Below are 15,545 nucleotides of genomic sequence, written 5' to 3'. Positions count from 1 at the left end.
GTGAGCGCTCCGGCCCTGTCCGTGAGCGCTCCGGCCCTGGTCGTGAGCGGGAGGAGCCGGACTGCCGGCCCCTCCCGCTCACGGCATCACAGGGTCAGCCCTGAAGGGCGTGCAGCGTGTCGTCCAGACCGGCTGCCGCGCGCGGGGCGCGGTTGTACGGCAGCTTCGACAGGGCCGCCGCCATGCCGCATGTGTTGCTCACAGCGGAGAACACCAGGCCGGAGCCGATCCCGGCGGATATCCAGCGGGCAGCCGGGAACCGCACCCCGGCGAGCAGGCCGGCCACCACCAGCGAGCCGGCGGCGAGCCGCACCTGACGCTCCATCGGCCAGGTCGTACGGGCCCCGGCGGGGTGGTCGAGATCGCGTCCCTCGCCCTCCCAGGCCGAGGTGCCGCCGGAGAGCGTCGCGGCGTCGATGTCGGCGGCGGCGAGAATGTCGCAGGCCCGGGTGGAGCGTACTCCGGAGGCGCACACCATCAGCAGCGGGCCGCGGGCCGCCGCGGACTTCAGCGCGGGCACTGCCTCGGCGAAGCGGTCCAGCGGGATGTTCAGCGCACCAGGAACGTGCCCGGAGGCGTATTCGCCGGGGGCCCGCACATCTATGACGGTGAACTCCGCGAGACGGGCCGCGGCCTGGGCGGGGGAGAGGGAGACGGGGCTGGTCACGAGCTGTGTTTCCTTTCGTTCACCGGGGCTCGGGCGAAACTGGGTCCGCCCTTCCCCGGTCGGGCTAGAATACCCCTCGGGGTATCAGGAGGAGGATGCGTGGAACTCGACATGGCGGCCGACGAACTGAAGTCGGTCCTCAACCGCCTTCGCCGCGCGCAGGGCCAGCTCGCCGGGGTGATCCGGATGATCGAGGAGGGCAGGGACTGCGAGGACGTGATCACGCAGATGGCGGCGGTGTCCCGGGCGCTGGACCGGGCCGGTTTCGCGATCATCGCGACGGGTCTCCAGCACTGCATGGCCGACGGCGGCGGCGAGCCGGAGGACCGGGACCGGATGCGGGCGCGGCTGGAGAAGCTCTTCCTCTCGCTGGCCTGAGCCGGCCGGGGGCGACGCCGTGGCTCATGCCACGGCGTCGATGAGCATGAACACGGCCACGGCCAGCAGTACCGCGCCGAAGATCCGTTGCAGGGCGGCCGTGGACACCTTCGCGGCGAGCCGCCGTCCGTCCCAGGCACCGAGCATCGCCGTCGCCGTGAACGGGGCGATCACCGCCCAGTCCAGCGCGGTGGGCGTGGCGAGACGGGTGACCAGCGCGGCCACGGAGTTCACCGTGATGACCAGCAGGCTGGTCCCGACCGCCGCGGTCATCGGGAGGGCGACCACGGTGACCAGTGCGGGGACCACCAGGAACCCGCCGCCCACACCGAGGAACCCGGTCACCGCGCCCAGCCCGGCACCCGTCCGCGCGACCCGTCCGGCAGGCGCGCCGCCCGCACCGGGTCCGGGCTGCGGCTCACGACCGGTCCGGGGCCGCAGCATCCGCACCGCGGCGACCGCCGCGAGTACGGCGAACCCCGCGGTCAGCGCCCCGGCCGGGACACGTACCGACAGCGCCCCGGCGACCGCGGCCGGCGCGATCCCGGCCGCCGCGAAGAGTCCTCCGGTGCGCCAGCGGACCCCGCCCTCCCTGGCATGGGCGACCAGTCCGGTGAGGGACGTCGCGATGACGATGAGCAGTCCGGCGGTGGTCGCCGCGGCCGGGGTGAAGCCGAGCGGATAGATCAGCGCGGGGACGGCGAGCACGCTTCCGCCGCCCCCGAGCCCGCCGAGCGCCAGGCCGACCACCGCACCGGCGATCAGCGCCACGATCAGTGCGGTCACGTCGAAGCGGAAGCGGTCACCGGCGCGGCGACACCCAGACCGGCCCCGGCCGCCGCGTCGAATCCGTCGTCGACGGCCACCACCTCGCGCCCCGCCGCATCCAGCATCGACGCGGCGATCGCCGCCCGTGCCCCGCCCGCGCAGTGCACCCACACCACGCCGGGCGGCACCTCGCCCAGCCGCCGGGGCAGCTCGTGCAGCGGAATGTGCACCGCCCCCGCGATCGCACCGCCGAGGTGCTCGGTGTTTCTGCGCACATCGAGCACCACCGGGTCCTCGCCCCGCTCCCGGGCCGCAGCCAGGCCCGCGAAGTCGGACCTGCGCAACGACCGCGGTGCCGTCGCCGGGCCCGTCCAGTCCTCGGGACCGCCGGTGGCCGCGGCCACCGGACGTCCCATCCCGACCCGGGACAGCTCGCGCTGCGCGTGGGCGATGCCGGCGGCGGTGCTCGCCAGCAGGGTGACCGGCCGCCCCCATGGGATCAGCCAGGCCAGGTACGTCGCGAGCGGGCCGTCGCCCTCGAAGTTGAACGATCCGGCGACATGCCCCTCGGCGAACGCGACCCGGCTGCGCAGGTCCACCACCCACTCGCCCGCGGCCAGCCGCCGGGATATCTCCTCGGCGTCGGCCGGCCGGGGCGGGGTCAGATCGAGCGGGGCCGGCCCCGCGGCGTTGGCCGGGCCCATGTGCGCGTAGTACGCGGGGACGTCGTCCAGGCCGGCGAGCAGCTCGGCGACGAAGGTGTCCACGTCCTTGACCAGCGCGTCGTTCCGGCGGCGCTCGTCGCCGATCGTCGTGGCCGACCCCTCGGCCTGCGCGGACGAACAGAAACTGCCGAAACCGTGGGTGGGCAGCACGGGCACCGAGTCCGCGAGTTCGGCGGCGAGCCGGTGCGCGGAGGCGTGCTGGGCGCGGGCCAGTCCGGCGGTGAGCCGGGGTTCCACCAGGTCGGGCCGGCCCACGCTGCCGATCAGCAGTGAACCACCGGTGAAGACGGCCACGTCGCGGCCCTCCTCCGACAGCACGTACGAGGTGTGGTGCGGGGTGTGCCCGGGGGTGGCGAGGGCACGCAGCGCGAGGCCGTCGTCGACCGGGGTGATGTCACCGTCGGCGACCGCGACCCGGTCGAAGGAGACCTGCGCCGCGGCGGGCACCAGATAGCTGGCCCCGGTGACGCGCGCCAGCTCCAGGCCGCCCGTCACGTAGTCGTTGTGCAGATGCGTCTCCACCACCAGGGCGATCCGTACGCCGCGCCGGGCGGCGGCGGCGATGACCCGGTCGATGTCGCGCGGCGGGTCCACGACCGCGGCGGCCCGCTGCCCGCCGGCCAGATAGCTGCGGTTGCCGAGGCCCGCGGTTTCGATGGTGTCGACGAAGAACACGACACGGCTCCTTCCGTGATGCTTTACCCCGGGGGGTATCTCTGCATCAGGCTAACACCAATACCCCAGGGGGTATTTCTGGGTGAGGTGAGACGTACGCGACGCCGGGGGAGGCGCTCCCGGAGCACGGGGCGGGGACGATCGGCGACGGCTAGCCTGCCGGCATGACGGATCAGCTCGAACCCATGCCCACCGACTGGCAGCGCGCCCTGGCCGTGGTCGCGCACCCCGATGACCTGGAGTACGGCTGCGCGGCGGCGATCGCGGGCTGGACCGACGAGGGCCGTGAGGTCGCCTACCTCCTCGCCACCCGTGGCGAGGCCGGAATCGACACACTGGACCCGGAGAAGTGCGCGCCGCTGCGCGAGCGGGAGCAGCGGGCGAGCGCCGCCGTCGTCGGTGTCTCCGGGGTGGACTTCCTCGATCACCGGGACGGCGTGATCGAGTACGGCCTTCCGTTGCGCCGGGACATCGCCGCGGCCATCCGCGGGCAACGCCCCGAGCTGGTCGTCACGCTCAATCACGGGGACACCTGGGGCGGCGTGGTCTGGAACACTCCCGACCACCGGGCGGTCGGCCGCGCCACGCTGGATGCCGTCGCCGATGCGGGCAATCGTTGGATCTTTCCGGAACTCGCGGAGTCGGGGCTCCTGCCGTGGAACGGGGTGCGGTGGGTCGCGGTCGCCGGGTCGGACGCGCCCACCCACGCCGTCGACGTGACGGCCGGGCTGGAGCGCTCGGTGCGCTCGCTGCTGGCGCACCGTACGTACATCGAGGCGCTGACGGACGAGGACCCCGAGGCGTACTGCCGCACCTTCCTGACCGGTCACGCGCGGGCCGAGGGGGAGCGCTTCGGTGGCCGCCCGGCCGTCACCTTCGAACTCTTCACCCGCTGACCCGGGTCCGGGCTCCACCCGGTATCCCGGTGGTGCGTGTTCGGCGTTGCGCATGCGCGGTACTGCTTCTGGAGGCAAAACCGCAGGCCCACGTGTTGATGCTGTCCAGTTCATTGGCATGCAAGCGTCATGATAGGGCGGCGTTGGAGCACTAGTCGGACATCTCCTGGCCGCGCACCCACCGATCCAGGGCCGAGATGCGGTACATGACTCGCCGCCCCATGCGGAAACTTGGGGGCCTTGTCGATGATGGCGCCAGACGTACAGAGTGTTCGAGGAAAGCCCCAGATATTCGGCCGCCTCGGGGAGATTGAGGAAGGCGGTCTCGTACTGCGGATGGGTATGTGGCATCGCGGGGCTCCCGTTGCCAGGACGGTGGGTGACAGCTTGAGAGTCCACGGAAGGGACGTTTTGGGCAGGCCGAAATCCCGTGCTGTGGGGGAGTCGGCCCGTGACCTGTGCGGGAATGGTCGGAACTGCCCGTGACTCGCGGCTTGGTGCGGAGGACGTAGGGCGGCGTGGCGCTGCGAGGTGCAGGCCGCGCCTGTGCCGCGTTCGCGTTGAAACTCCGACGCCTGGAAGACCAGTTGGCTGTGCCGGGAACAGCCGGCCCGGTCGGAACGGTTGCATCGACCGAGGGACCGGCGCCGTACGGGCGGGGAGACACGGAGACTGCAAGGGCGTCGGCCCCGCCAGGATCCGGTCCCCTGGATCGCGGTATGCCCGCCGCGCGCTCGGACACCGACCCGTATTTCTGCAGGAGGACTGTTTCATGATTGACCGGCCGTTGACGCTTATGGCAGTGCACGCTCACCCCGACGACGAGGCCACCGGAACCGGAGGGGTCCTCGCGCGTTACGCGGCTGAGGGCATCCGTACCGTTCTCGTGACATGTACCGACGGCGGTTGCGGTGACGGACCGGGGGGCGTCAAGCCGGGCGATCCCGGGCACGATCCGGCGGCCGTCGCCCTGATGCGCCGCCAAGAACTCAGGGCGAGCTGTGACGTCCTGAAGGTCAGCGATCTGGAGATGCTGGACTATGCCGACTCCGGGATGATCGGTTGGCCGAGCAATGACGCCCCCGGATCCTTCTGGCAGACCCCCGTGGAGGAAGGTGCAGCCCGACTTGCGGAACTCATGCGGCGCTACCGACCCGATGTGGTCGTCACCTATGACGAGAACGGCTTCTACGGCCACCCCGACCACATCCAGGCCAACCGCATCACGATGGCGGCGCTGGAGATGACCGCGCTGACACCGAAGGTGTACTGGACGACGATGCCCCGCTCGATGATGCAGCGGTTCGGGGAGACCATGCGCGAGTTCCATGAGGACATGCCGGAGCCGGATCCTGCCGAGGCCGCCGCGATGGCCGAGATCGGCCTGCCCGACGATGAGATCACCACATGGGTGGACACCACCGCATTCAGCAGCCAGAAGTTCGATGCGCTGGCCGCGCACGCCAGTCAGGGCGAGAACATCTTCTTCCTCAAGATGGGCAAGGAGAGGTTCGGCGAGCTGATGGGCATGGAGACCTTTGTACGTGTCAAGGATGCCACCGGCGCGGCCGTGCCCGAGAACGATCTCTTCGCCGGACTGCGCTGATCCGCTGTGTCGTCATTACCGCGTCGGCTCCGGCGTGGACTGGCCGGTTCGCCGGCCGGGTGGCGGCCAGTGCAGCGCCGGGGCTCCTGCCCGCAGTCGGGCTGCCCACGATGCCCGAAAGTCGCAGAGCGCGATCCGTCCTTGGCGACAACTCGCCAAGGACGGGCTGCTGTTTGCGGGCGGGGCGGCGCGAGGCTACGAAATTGGCATGCCGCCCGAACCATCGCAATGCGGGGACCATCGGGCGGATCTGGAAGAAGTTCGATCTCAAGCCGCACCTGCAGGACAGCTTCAAGCTGTCCACCGACCCGCAGTTCGTGGACAAGGCCGTCGATGGCGTCGGCCTGTACCACCATCCTGTTCGCCGCCTTCAACATCGCCGACGGCACCGCCATCGGCGAACTCCACCGCCGCCACCGCGCCATCGAGTTCAGGAAGTTCCTGCTCACCATGGACAAGGCCGTGCCGCACGAGCTCGATGTGCACCTGGTGTGTGACAACTACGCCACCCACAACACCGCCGGGGCCAGAGCGTGGCTGGCCGAACACCCACGCTTCCACGTCCACTTCACACCGACCGGCTCCTCCTGGATCAACCAGGTCGAGCGCTGGTTCGGCCTGCTGACCGACAACTCATCCGCCGCGGCGTCCACACACAGGCATGCACGGCGTGATGCACGATGCACTCTCCAGGTGAAGCAGGGCAGTGAGCCAAGCCCGAGAGACTGCGTCTCCTCGGACTGACACGTCGGTCGGAGCACATCACCCCGGTTCACCGAAGACGGAACACGTCAGTTCCCGGAGAACGAAGCTTCAGCGGCCGTGCGTTCTTCGACGTTCGCCAAGGGACGGGCCGCATACGCGATCCGGACGACGCCGTCGTCGTGCCGGGTCGTGGAGGTTTCGACGCCGAAGACCTCGCGCATCACATCCGGGGTGAGGACGTCGAGGACGGGGCCGGCGGCGACCGCTCTGCCGTGGTCGAGGACGACGATCAGGGCACAGAGGCGGGCGGCGAGGTCGAGGTCGTGCAGGACGGCGAGGGTGCTGACGCCGGTGGAGCGGATCAGGGCGGGGAGTTCGAAGCGGGCGCGGATGTCGAGGTGGTTGGTCAGTTCGTCCAGGACGAGAAGGCGCGGCTGCTGGGCCAGGGCACGGGCGAGCAGGACGCGTTGGCGTTCGCCTCCGGAGCGGGAGGCGTATTCACGTGCGGCGAAGGGGCGGATGCCGCAGCGGTCGATCGCGTCGGCGACGGCGCGGCGGTCGTCCGGGCCTTCGCGGCGGAGATACGGCGCCTTGCATTACCGCCCCGTAACCTCTGAAACACCTCAGATCTGTTCCTTCGTGACGTAGGGCACTGTCAAATTCACAAGATTCCCTGATGATGGCGTCGGGCCGTGCCACGGTGACGATGACTTCCCCAGTCAGCCATCGCAGGGAACACCCAGCTTCCCCTCACGAAGGCGAACCCCTCCATGAGTGACCGCACCACCGCGGCCGATACGCTCGCTGTCGCCCCACCGGCGGCGGGCTCCCCCCATGTGGACGCCGGCGACGCCGGTTACAGCAAGGACCTCAAGTCCCGACACATCAACATGATCGCCATCGGCGGCGCGATCGGCACCGGCCTGTTCCTGGGCGCGGGCGGACGGCTGGCCGGGGCGGGGCCGTCGCTCGCCCTCGCCTATGCGGTCTGTGGTGTCTTCGCCTTCTTCGTCGTGCGCGCGCTCGGCGAACTGGTCCTCTACCGGCCGTCCTCCGGTGCCTTCGTTTCGTACGCCCGTGAGTTCATGGGCGAGAAGGGCGCCTTCGCGGCCGGCTGGCTGTACTTCCTCAACTGGGCGACGACCGCTGTGGCTGACATCACAGCGGCCGCCACCTATGCGCACTTCTGGGGCATGTTCAGCGACACCCCGCAGTGGATCCTCGCCCTGATCGCCCTCGCCGTCGTGCTCACCGCCAACCTGATCTCGGTGAAGTACTTCGGTGAGATGGAGTTCTGGTTCGCGATCATCAAGGTCTCCGCCCTGGTCGCGTTCATGCTCATCGGCATCTTCCTGGTGGTCACCCAGCACCCGGTGGACGGTCACACACCCGGCTTCTCCACGATCAGTGACAGTGGTGGCATCTTCCCCGTCGGCATGCTTCCGATGCTGATGGTGATCCAGGGGGTCGTGTTCGCGTACGCATCCGTCGAGCTGTGCGGCGTGGCCGCCGGCGAGACGGAGAACCCCGAGAAGATCATGCCCAAGGCGATCAACTCGATCATGTGGCGCGTCGGCCTCTTCTACGTCGGCTCGGTGGTGCTCCTGGCCCTCCTGCTGCCGTACACCTCGTACTCGGGGGACGAGAGCCCGTTCGTCACCGTCATGGAGAAGCTCGGCATCCCGGGCGCGGCCGGTGTGATGAACCTGGTCGTGCTGACCGCGGCGCTCTCCAGCCTGAACTCCGGTCTGTACTCCACCGGGCGCATCCTGCGCTCCATGGCGCTGGCCGGCTCCGCGCCGAAGTTCACCGGCCGGATGAACAAGGGCCAGGTGCCGTACGGCGGCATCCTGCTGACCGCCGGTTTCGGTGTGCTGGGCGTCGTGCTCAATTACGTCATGCCGGGCCAGGCATTTGAGATCGTTCTCAACCTCGCGTCGATCGGCATACTCGGCACCTGGGGGATGATCATGCTCTGTTCGCTGCTGTTCTGGCACCGCTCGCGGGACGGCCGGGTCACCCGCCCCTCGTACCGGCTGCCCTGGGCGCCCTACACGCAGATCATCACGCTGGCATTCCTCGCCGCGGTCGTCTTCCTGATGTGGTGGGGCGGCGGGGTGGGACGTACGACCGTGCTGTGCCTGCCGCTGATCGCGGCGGCGCTGGTCGGTGGCTGGTTCGTGGTCCGGGCCCGGGTGAACGTCCTGGCGCGGGAGCGCGAGGACGTCTGACGTTTCCAGGCAGCGGCGACGGCCCGCGCGGGTTCATCTTGAGTTCTACTGATCTTTTCGTAAGTTCGGTGGGTGTGGCGGGTGGATGGTCAGGCCGGTGTGGGCGAGGAAGGACCACGGCAGCTGTTGGTTGTGGTTGATGCGGTGGATGCCTCGCTCGGTGGCATCGGCGACGTCGGCGAGGTGGTCGCCGGCGAGGTTGGCGAGTTCGCGCTTCTTGAGCGAGGACCACAGGAGTTCCACCGGGTTCAGCTCCGGCGCGTAGGCCGGTAATCGCCCGAGGGCGAGCCAGTCCTGTTCGGCGACCCAGGCACGCATCGCACGGCTCCAGTGGGCGGACAGCCCGTCCCAGACCAGCACCTTCCGGCGCTGTGCCACCTCGGGCTTCCGGCTCGTGAACCCGCCCTGTGGGCGGCGAACATGGTCGGCCGGCACGGCATCCGGACCCGCGAGGGCATCCGGACCGAGTCCGGCACCGAGCCCGCCGACAGTGGCCCGCCCATCCGCTACGACGCGGTGTGGGAGTGTCTGCACACCCTGGCGGAGCACGCCGTACGACTGCACGCCTCGGTGCACATGCCCCGCATTGGCTGCGGCCTGGCCGGCGGCACCTGGGACCGCGTGGAACCCCTCGTCACCGATGCGCTGTGCGCCGGGGACGTCCGTGCGGTCGTCTACGACCGTGCGTAGCCGTGCCCACGGGGCGGCGGGCCGGTCAGCGGGCATCGTCGTGAAACACCCGCTCCTCCGCCAGCAGCCGGTCGAACAGCTCGTACCGGTCCAGGCGCAACTCGTCGTCGCCGTCGCTGTCGTCGTCCTTGGTGAAGACCTCGTCCACCAGCAGCGCGCGCAGCTGCTCCCGCAGGTCCTCCCGGTTGTCCCATCCCAGGCGGTAGGTGCCGTAGTCGAGGTGGATGCCGACGTCCACCGTGGCAGCCCCGCGATCTCCCGGGTCCTCCTCCAGGACCAACCGCGCCCGGACGGTGCCCGCGCAGGTCGTACGGGGGTCGAGACAGACGCAGGAGACGACGTCCGCTCCGAGATCGCCCCGGACCAGCAGGTCACCGGCGCTGAACACCGTGCGCGCCGTCAGGTTCCCGCCGACGACGATCCGGGAGCTGTCCTCGCGGTCGTACAGGCAGCCGCCGACGGTGAGCGAGCCGGTGACCACGATCGCCGTCGGCACGTACAGATGGCCGGTGACGACGAGGTCGCCATGGTGGAGCAGCGGCTCCCACAGTTCCTGATCACCCGTCAGAGTCCGGGCCGAACCATGCTGGTCGCCGAGCACCTTGGTGCTGCGCTCCAGCAGCCGCCAGAACGCGTCGGTCGCGCCGTCGTCGTCGTTCAGCTCGGTGAGGATCTGCCCGACATCCCGGGCGGCGGTCGGCAGCTCCCGGCTGCCTCCCGTCCCGGGACGATCGGGGTCGCTCTTCATTGGGTCAACAGGGTCAACTGCCATGCGGAGCAGGGTAGCGGCCTGCACTGACAACCGGCCCGGCCCGTTGGCGAGGCAGGCGAGGCCAGCTGTCACAGGCACCTCCTACTGTCTTACCACGAGCGAATTCCCAGCCCGACGTGGAAGCCGAGAGCCACTTCGACGGACGCCGCCCACCGGCGGGACCGCCGGCCGGCACCACATCTTGAGAAGGAAAGGAAGCGATATGACCGAGGCTGTTTCCCGCTGGCGGGAGTTCGAGGCGGCGCTGGAGGCCAAGGGGCTCGGCTGGGCGCTGGAGTACGCGCCGGCCGACCTGCGCGAGGCGCGGAGCGCAGACCACCCGTACGGAGCCCGGCTGGATCACCTGCTGCCCGCCGACTACCGTGCCTTCGTCAAGGAGGTCGGCTATCCGGTGCTCGGCTTCGAGTACTGCGACTCCCACGGGACGTCCTTTCTGCCCCCCGAGCCGATGGCCGTGCTGTCACCCATGGTCTACGACCCCGACAGCGGTTTTCCTCAGGAGGCCGAGGGCGAGCCCACCACCTGCCGTTATGCCTTCTTCGCCGGCTACGACCTGTCCGACATCCATGGTTTCGCACTGGCGGAGGACGGCGTGTGGGTGATCGAAGACTCCGTCGTGGTCGAAACATGCGGGCAGCTTCACCGAGTGGTTGCTGAGCGAGCTGAATAGGCTGGAACGGCATATCGCCGACCTCGGTTTCGGGGAGGACACGGCCCCCGACGAAGCGGGCGACCCGCACCGGCTGTTCGAATACTCGCTGGAACACGACTTGTTCGACCGGTCCCCGTACAGCGCGGCCGATCTGGAGCTGAGCTGGGTCGAGAATCAGGCTGGCAGCCCCTACTCCTACGGTTCCTACGGTCTGATCGACGCGGAGGGGCGGTGGCGCATACCGATGGGCCAACGGTTCATCTGTGTGCGGCCGTTCCGCGACGGAACCGCCGAGGTGATCCTGAACACTGAGGGCAGCTCCTACAGCGGCCCCTGGACGCGGATCGACACCGAGGGCCGGCCCGTCGGCCAGTAGCGGAGGCGCAAGGATGGGTGACTGGGGAATCGCGACATGGTGGGGCACCGGCTCCCCGCCACGGCTGCCCGACCGGCTCGGCGGGGACGACCGCTGGGCGGTGCGCCTGGGCAGGGTGGGCTACGGCGGCCTGTGGCAGATGGACACGCTCAGCAAGTGGGGTGTGCGTTCTCCCAACCTGAGGGGGCATTCCCAGGTGGTGGGTGTGCTTCCCGTAGCAGATGAGGTGTTCACACGAGGGCAGGGCCCGCTGGTCGCCGGGTTCAATTATCTGGTGGAGAGGGCGGTGCCGCGACGTACGGCTGGTCGCCGCGGGCAGGCCCCGGACCTGCTCGCCGGGGCGGCCGACCTGCTCGGCGCGGGTTCGGCAGCCGTCGTGGAGGACGAAGGCCACCCGATGCTGTGCCTGTCCCAGCCCGTGGTCGTACCCGCCCCGGTGGTGGAGTGGCCGCTGGACCAGCTCCACCGTCAACCCGAGTCGGCCCGCGCGCTGTTCGAGGCGCTGGCGCTCGCGGCGCCGCGCGGCCCGCACATCACGCGATTCCTGATCGGGCTGTGGACGGCCGAGTACGGCTATCTGCACACCGGTGAGCTCACCCTCGACCTGTTGTCACACGCCTACGACTGCTCCGGCGCGGCGCAGATCGAACTGACCGGGATCCACCAGCGGCTGCGCGGGGAGACCAGGTCCGGTCCCTGGGCCCACTCGAATTACTTCCAGTTCACCCCGGCCGCCACTCCGGCACGGCCGTGGCCGCTGTCACCCGGGCCGCGTGTCGGGAGCCACTGACCGGCTGGCACCCAGCAGCCTGCCGGCGTACGCCTCGGCCAGCTCGTCGTCCGCGGACAGGCCCAGTGCCCGTGCCGCGGCGTGAAAGTCCCACTCGGCGATCCGCTCGTCGGCGTCGACGCGGCCGAACGCGTTGGAGCGCTCGAAGTCGACGAGAACCCCACCGTCGAAGAGGGGCGCCCGGCACGAGTGGTCGCTGCCGCTGAGGTAGAGAGCGCCGGTGCACCGGACGGCGTTCAACGCCAGGATTTCGCCGGACGTCACCCCGTTCCGGCACCTGACCTCGGCGGCGCACACGAGCGAGTAGTCCCACACGGATCCGACCAGCGCTCCGGTGAGCGTCAGCCGGCCCAGGACCAGTACCGCCGCCTGCTCCTCCAGCACCAGGTCCCCGTCGACGACCACGTCGCCGGTGGCAACGAGGATGCCGCCCTCGGGAACAGTGACCCGCCCGGCGAGCCGCAGCGATGTGGGACCGGCGAAGGCTTCGGCCAGCACCCACAGGCCCGCCCACCGGTACTGATCGGCTCCGCCGAGCCAGTCCCACAGCGTGTCACCGTCCAGGCAACCGGGCGGGCGGCTCATCCGCCGGTCGAGCTCCTCCACGCTGACGTCGAAGTCCGCGGCGTCCTCGGCGAACAGTGGATCCGTTATCAGGGCCGGTCTCACCCGCTCGTACGCCGTCCTGATCCGCCATGCGTCGAGCGGCAGTCCGCCCGACGGCCACTCCGCGGTCGGTGATTCTCCTGCCATACCGCCTCCATCCTGTACTCACGCCATGCCGCGCCGGATCTGAACCACCCAGGGGGCCGTCAGCGCGCGGCGTTGTGGAACCTCAGAAACGGCGCACCCAGATCCTGGAACCAGCTGGGCGGCCGGCGTGCGGTGAACGCGGCACTCATCGCGCCCAGCCAGGCCGCGAACGAGGAATAGTCCGGCCGTGCCTCGTCCGCGAACTCCCAGTCGCCGCCACCGACATAGCGCGCGAGCCCCTCCTGGGCGTCCTGGTGGTGGTAGTAGACCGGGTACTCGCCGTCCGCGTCCGGCTGGGTGACATCGAAGCACCACACCGCCTCGTCGCCCCCGTCGACGGCGAATCCGACCAGATGGTTGGTGGACAGCCAGCGGCCGTCCCCGCGGCCCACATGCTCGGGCAGGTGCACCAGATCCGCGTTCAGCTCGGCAATGGCTTTGTCATCGACGATGGTGAACTCCGCCGAACCACCGTCCGTCTCGCGTCCACAGCTGAAGGCGTTGTGCTCGGCGAGGAAGGCCCGATAACTGGGCGGCGCCGTCCAGCTGAAACTTCCGAAGTGCGGCTCAAGGCCTGTTTCCCGGTTCGCTACGGCCTCGGCCGAGGCAGGCTCCGATGCCGAGAGCGTGACGGTTCCGTCCCCGGCGGCGCGGCGGAGGATCGCCAGGCTGTCGTGTATATCTATCAATGCTCTGCTCCATTCATCTTGCGGTCTTCTTGCGGTCTCGTTCCGGTGGTGCGGCACGCGGTGGGCACCGGTGGTGGGCCGACGGGACTGGCGGGGAAGCTGTCGGACGGCTTCAACGCGCCGTCAGGCGGCATTGCCTCGCCAGATCCGGTAGCCGGTTGAGGCGGCGACGTCGGCGAGGCCGCGGAAGTCCGGGCGGCGGGCGAGGGTCCGGTTGGCGGCCTGGTAGGCGTCGTCCGTACGGTCCGCCTTGAGGAGCAGCTTGACCTGTACGGCGCGGATCCAGTCGCGGGCGGGGTTGTCGGGCTCGCTGCGGGCGAGGGCGGCGAGCCGCTGCCGGACGGGCGGGTCCAGAAGACCGAAGTCGATGGTGACGTCCTCGAGTTCGGTGAGCGCGTAGAACGACTCGGGCAGCGTCGTCAGACCGTTGAACCCCAGGTCCAGTACCCGCAGGCGGGACAGCCGGGCGAAGGCGTCGTCCGGCAGGGTCAAGGGCGGCCGGACCCCTTCCCTACGTCCGGTCCGTTCGTTGTACCGGGTCTGCTCGCCCCAGCGGCTGATTTCCAGCTCTTCGAGCGTGGTGATCGCCCACACGCGGTCGAGCAGGTGGTGGCCGGGGTAGTGGTCGGCGTTGCCGCTGCTGCCGTTCATACGCAGGACGCGCAGTCGTGGCAGCCGTGACAGGTCGGGAAGCCGCTCCACCCGGCCCAGGGCGCTGTCGAGGTTCAGCTCCTCCAGCGCGGTGGCGAGCAGCAGGTCGTCGGGGACCGAATCCAGCGCTGCCGCCGACAGGTTGAGCCTGCGCAATCCGGGTATCCGGGTGGCGAGTCGCGGGGACGGGACGAGTTCCGGGTCGTCCTCGACGCGGTCGGCCGGTGCCGGGTGCAGCCATGACAGGTCGAGTTCTTCGAGGGCGGGCAACCGGGACAGGGCGTCGGGGAGAGGGCACGACAGTTTCCAGGTACGCAGTACCCGCAGCTCGGAGAGGTCACCGAGCCGGTCGGGCAGGGCCCGCAGGGGGTTGTCGGCGATGTTCAGTACCTGCAGGCCATGCAGCAGGCAGATCTCCGCGGGCAGTTGTGCCAGCGCCATGTTCGAGATGTCGAGTTCCTCCAGATGCGGAAGCTCGCCGAGCCGTGCCAGCAGCCGGTCAGCGCCGGACCACCGGTTGCCCGTGAGCCGGAGCCTGCGCAGTGCGGTGAAGTCCAGCACCCGTTCCGGGTCCTGCCACAGGGCCCGGTGCGTCGCAAGGTCGAGTTCGGTGACCTCCGAGGGTCGGGCCCGCAGCCGTGCCACCTCGTCCGCGGAGGCCGCCAGCTGCGGCCCGGGCGTGTCGCGCAGGACGGGCATCCCGGCTGCCAGCGCGGCTGCGATGCGGGCACCGAGCTCCCAGCCGAGCGGGTCGTCGGTGTCGTCGGCGTCGTCGAGCAGCTCGGGCCGGATCAGCTCCGCCAGCTCCTCCCGATCGCCCAGGTCGATCACCACATGGCGGTCGTCCTCCGGGGGGCTGCCCGACGTCACCGTGAACTCCTCGGTGGTGACAACGGCCGCGGCGCGGAGAGGACCGGCGACGTGCAGCGATCCCCGGTCGTCCCAGTCACGGCCCAGGATGCCGTCGGTCGCCTGCAGATTGCTGCGCACCATCAGGTCGACATGGCCGTGCAGCGACACAAAGCGGGCGTACAGGTTCCCGGTTGTCAGCATCGCGCCGTCGTCGTGGAGGTCATCGCCGAGGCTGTCGCAGGAGACACCGCCGGTCACCAGCAGATCGCCGCGCACCACAACGTCGACACAGCCGCTGATGTGTACGGAGTGTGCCCGCAGATCGCCGGTCACCAGCAGGAACGTGTACTGCCCGCCGTCGCCCTCCCCCCAGTCGAGGCCGACGCCGATGACGAGATCCCCGTCGACGATCACATGGGCCAGCCAGTGCGGCGGCTTGCGTTCGGAGTCCAGGTCGCCCCGGATGCGCAGATCTCCGCCGTAGAGGCGGACCGGCGGTCCGGACCCCCCGTCGTGCGGACAATTCACATCGGCGGACAGAGTGAACCGTTCTTCCGCCGCACCGGGTTCGATGACCTGGTGCTCCTTGAATGACACATGCGGCCTGCCGCTGTGGCGGGGGCTGCCTGGCGGGCGGGCAGCTGCCTCCGCATCGGCATCGGCATCGGC

General features: G+C 69.9%; 17 protein-coding genes and 2 pseudogenes. 9 read left to right on the top strand and 10 right to left on the bottom strand.

Annotated features, from left to right (window positions below; all coding sequences use genetic code 11):
* Positions 1 to 94: 94 nt before the first annotated feature.
* Positions 95 to 667 carry a rhodanese-like domain-containing protein gene (locus ABZ622_RS24415; protein WP_360546488.1) on the bottom strand — a complete coding sequence of 191 codons (573 nt, stop codon included), beginning with the start codon at positions 665 to 667 and terminating at the stop codon, positions 95 to 97.
* A 99-nt stretch (positions 668 to 766) separates the two neighbouring features.
* On the opposite strand from ABZ622_RS24415, the gene ABZ622_RS24410 reads away from it, so the two are divergent.
* Positions 767 to 1,045 (top strand): metal-sensitive transcriptional regulator, encoded by a 279-nt coding sequence (locus tag ABZ622_RS24410; protein ID WP_360546486.1) that lies wholly within the window; start codon positions 767 to 769, stop codon positions 1,043 to 1,045.
* Positions 1,046 to 1,069: 24 nt separating this feature from the next.
* Here the strand turns inward: ABZ622_RS24410 and ABZ622_RS24405 are convergent, their stop codons facing one another.
* Together ABZ622_RS24405 and ABZ622_RS24400 are read right to left on the bottom strand one after the other, a co-directional pair.
* Entirely contained in the window at positions 1,070 to 1,831 is a 762-nt protein-coding gene (locus ABZ622_RS24405) for a sulfite exporter TauE/SafE family protein (protein WP_360546484.1), read from the bottom strand.
* Positions 1,828 to 3,213, bottom strand: a complete 1,386-nt coding sequence (locus tag ABZ622_RS24400; protein WP_360546482.1) for an MBL fold metallo-hydrolase — start codon at positions 3,211 to 3,213, stop codon at positions 1,828 to 1,830. Before ABZ622_RS24400 ends, ABZ622_RS24405 begins: the two co-directional genes overlap by 4 nt.
* 164 nt (positions 3,214 to 3,377) lie before the next feature.
* Between ABZ622_RS24400 and ABZ622_RS24395 the strand changes: the two genes are divergently transcribed.
* The 3 genes and pseudogenes from ABZ622_RS24395 to ABZ622_RS24385 all read left to right on the top strand — a co-directional run.
* Positions 3,378 to 4,109: a PIG-L deacetylase family protein gene (locus ABZ622_RS24395; protein WP_360546480.1), complete on the top strand. Its 732-nt coding sequence runs from the start codon at positions 3,378 to 3,380 to the stop codon at positions 4,107 to 4,109.
* Positions 4,110 to 4,881: 772 nt separating this feature from the next.
* Entirely contained in the window at positions 4,882 to 5,715 is an 834-nt protein-coding gene (locus tag ABZ622_RS24390) for a PIG-L family deacetylase (protein WP_360546478.1), read from the top strand.
* A gap of 239 nt (positions 5,716 to 5,954) precedes the next feature.
* Positions 5,955 to 6,342, top strand: a pseudogene (locus ABZ622_RS24385) (transposase); the annotation flags it as partial.
* Positions 6,343 to 6,506: 164 nt separating this feature from the next.
* Here ABZ622_RS24385 and ABZ622_RS24380 read toward each other — a convergent pair.
* Entirely contained in the window at positions 6,507 to 6,641 is a 135-nt protein-coding gene (locus ABZ622_RS24380; RefSeq protein WP_360546476.1) for a hypothetical protein, read from the bottom strand.
* Positions 6,642 to 6,809: 168 nt separating this feature from the next.
* Positions 6,810 to 6,920 (bottom strand): annotated as a pseudogene (locus tag ABZ622_RS24375) (ATP-binding cassette domain-containing protein); the annotation flags it as partial.
* A gap of 270 nt (positions 6,921 to 7,190) precedes the next feature.
* On the opposite strand from ABZ622_RS24375, the gene ABZ622_RS24370 reads away from it, so the two are divergent.
* Positions 7,191 to 8,651, top strand: coding sequence for an amino acid permease (locus ABZ622_RS24370; RefSeq protein ID WP_360546474.1), 1,461 nt, complete (start codon positions 7,191 to 7,193; stop codon positions 8,649 to 8,651).
* A gap of 45 nt (positions 8,652 to 8,696) precedes the next feature.
* Here ABZ622_RS24370 and ABZ622_RS24365 read toward each other — a convergent pair whose 3' ends face one another.
* The gene (locus ABZ622_RS24365; RefSeq protein ID WP_360546472.1) at positions 8,697 to 9,029 is read right to left on the bottom strand and encodes a transposase; all 333 of its coding nucleotides are present in this window, start codon (positions 9,027 to 9,029) and stop codon (positions 8,697 to 8,699) included.
* A gap of 42 nt (positions 9,030 to 9,071) precedes the next feature.
* On the opposite strand from ABZ622_RS24365, the gene ABZ622_RS24360 reads away from it, so the two are divergent.
* Positions 9,072 to 9,341 (top strand): hypothetical protein, encoded by a 270-nt coding sequence (locus ABZ622_RS24360; RefSeq protein ID WP_360546470.1) that lies wholly within the window; start codon positions 9,072 to 9,074, stop codon positions 9,339 to 9,341.
* Between the two features lie 25 nt (positions 9,342 to 9,366).
* Here the strand turns inward: ABZ622_RS24360 and ABZ622_RS24355 are convergent, their stop codons facing one another.
* The gene (locus ABZ622_RS24355) at positions 9,367 to 10,113 is read right to left on the bottom strand and encodes a hypothetical protein (RefSeq protein WP_360546468.1); all 747 of its coding nucleotides are present in this window, start codon (positions 10,111 to 10,113) and stop codon (positions 9,367 to 9,369) included.
* 202 nt (positions 10,114 to 10,315) lie between these two features.
* Here ABZ622_RS24355 and ABZ622_RS24350 point away from each other — a divergent pair, with 202 nt between their 5' ends.
* The 3 genes from ABZ622_RS24350 to ABZ622_RS24340 are packed head-to-tail and all read left to right on the top strand — an operon-like array spanning position 10,316 to position 11,931.
* The gene (locus tag ABZ622_RS24350) at positions 10,316 to 10,783 is read left to right on the top strand and encodes a hypothetical protein (protein WP_360546466.1); all 468 of its coding nucleotides are present in this window, start codon (positions 10,316 to 10,318) and stop codon (positions 10,781 to 10,783) included.
* Positions 10,764 to 11,141 carry a hypothetical protein gene (locus ABZ622_RS24345; protein ID WP_360546464.1) on the top strand — a complete coding sequence of 126 codons (378 nt, stop codon included), beginning with the start codon at positions 10,764 to 10,766 and terminating at the stop codon, positions 11,139 to 11,141. Before ABZ622_RS24350 ends, ABZ622_RS24345 begins: the two co-directional genes overlap by 20 nt.
* A 13-nt stretch (positions 11,142 to 11,154) precedes the next feature.
* A complete protein-coding gene (locus ABZ622_RS24340; protein ID WP_360546462.1) occupies positions 11,155 to 11,931 on the top strand; it encodes a hypothetical protein in 777 nt (258 codons plus the stop codon).
* On the opposite strand, the gene ABZ622_RS24335 is transcribed toward ABZ622_RS24340, so the two are convergent.
* The 3 genes from ABZ622_RS24335 to ABZ622_RS24325 form a co-directional block, all read right to left on the bottom strand.
* Positions 11,902 to 12,684, bottom strand: a complete 783-nt coding sequence (locus tag ABZ622_RS24335) for a hypothetical protein (RefSeq protein ID WP_360546460.1) — start codon at positions 12,682 to 12,684, stop codon at positions 11,902 to 11,904. The two genes, ABZ622_RS24340 and ABZ622_RS24335, sit on opposite strands and share 30 nt — an antisense overlap.
* Before the next feature lie 59 nt (positions 12,685 to 12,743).
* A complete protein-coding gene (locus tag ABZ622_RS24330; protein ID WP_360546458.1) occupies positions 12,744 to 13,373 on the bottom strand; it encodes an SMI1/KNR4 family protein in 630 nt (209 codons plus the stop codon).
* Between the two features lie 123 nt (positions 13,374 to 13,496).
* A partial coding sequence (locus ABZ622_RS24325) for a hypothetical protein (protein ID WP_360546456.1) occupies positions 13,497 to 15,545 on the bottom strand: 2,049 nt, incomplete at its 5' end.

This window comes from Streptomyces sp. NPDC007164 (genome assembly GCF_040634135.1).
Classification (GTDB): domain Bacteria; phylum Actinomycetota; class Actinomycetes; order Streptomycetales; family Streptomycetaceae; genus Streptomyces; species Streptomyces sanglieri.
This window is presented reverse-complemented; position numbering and strand designations above follow the sequence as displayed.

Bases quoted from the DNA above. Each gene is read 5' to 3' on its own strand.
- ABZ622_RS24395 (WP_360546480.1), top strand. From the start codon at position 3,378: ATGACGGATCAGCTCGAACCCATGCCCACCGACTGGCAGCGCGCCCTG.
- ABZ622_RS24390 (WP_360546478.1), top strand. From the start codon at position 4,882: ATGATTGACCGGCCGTTGACGCTTATGGCAGTGCACGCTCACCCCGAC.
- ABZ622_RS24380 (WP_360546476.1), bottom strand. From the start codon at position 6,641: ATGCGCGAGGTCTTCGGCGTCGAAACCTCCACGACCCGGCACGACGAC.
- ABZ622_RS24370 (WP_360546474.1), top strand. From the start codon at position 7,191: ATGAGTGACCGCACCACCGCGGCCGATACGCTCGCTGTCGCCCCACCG.
- ABZ622_RS24360 (WP_360546470.1), top strand. From the start codon at position 9,072: ATGGTCGGCCGGCACGGCATCCGGACCCGCGAGGGCATCCGGACCGAG.
- ABZ622_RS24355 (WP_360546468.1), bottom strand. From the start codon at position 10,113: ATGGCAGTTGACCCTGTTGACCCAATGAAGAGCGACCCCGATCGTCCC.
- ABZ622_RS24350 (WP_360546466.1), top strand. From the start codon at position 10,316: ATGACCGAGGCTGTTTCCCGCTGGCGGGAGTTCGAGGCGGCGCTGGAG.
- ABZ622_RS24340 (WP_360546462.1), top strand. From the start codon at position 11,155: ATGGGTGACTGGGGAATCGCGACATGGTGGGGCACCGGCTCCCCGCCA.
- ABZ622_RS24335 (WP_360546460.1), bottom strand. From the start codon at position 12,684: ATGGCAGGAGAATCACCGACCGCGGAGTGGCCGTCGGGCGGACTGCCG.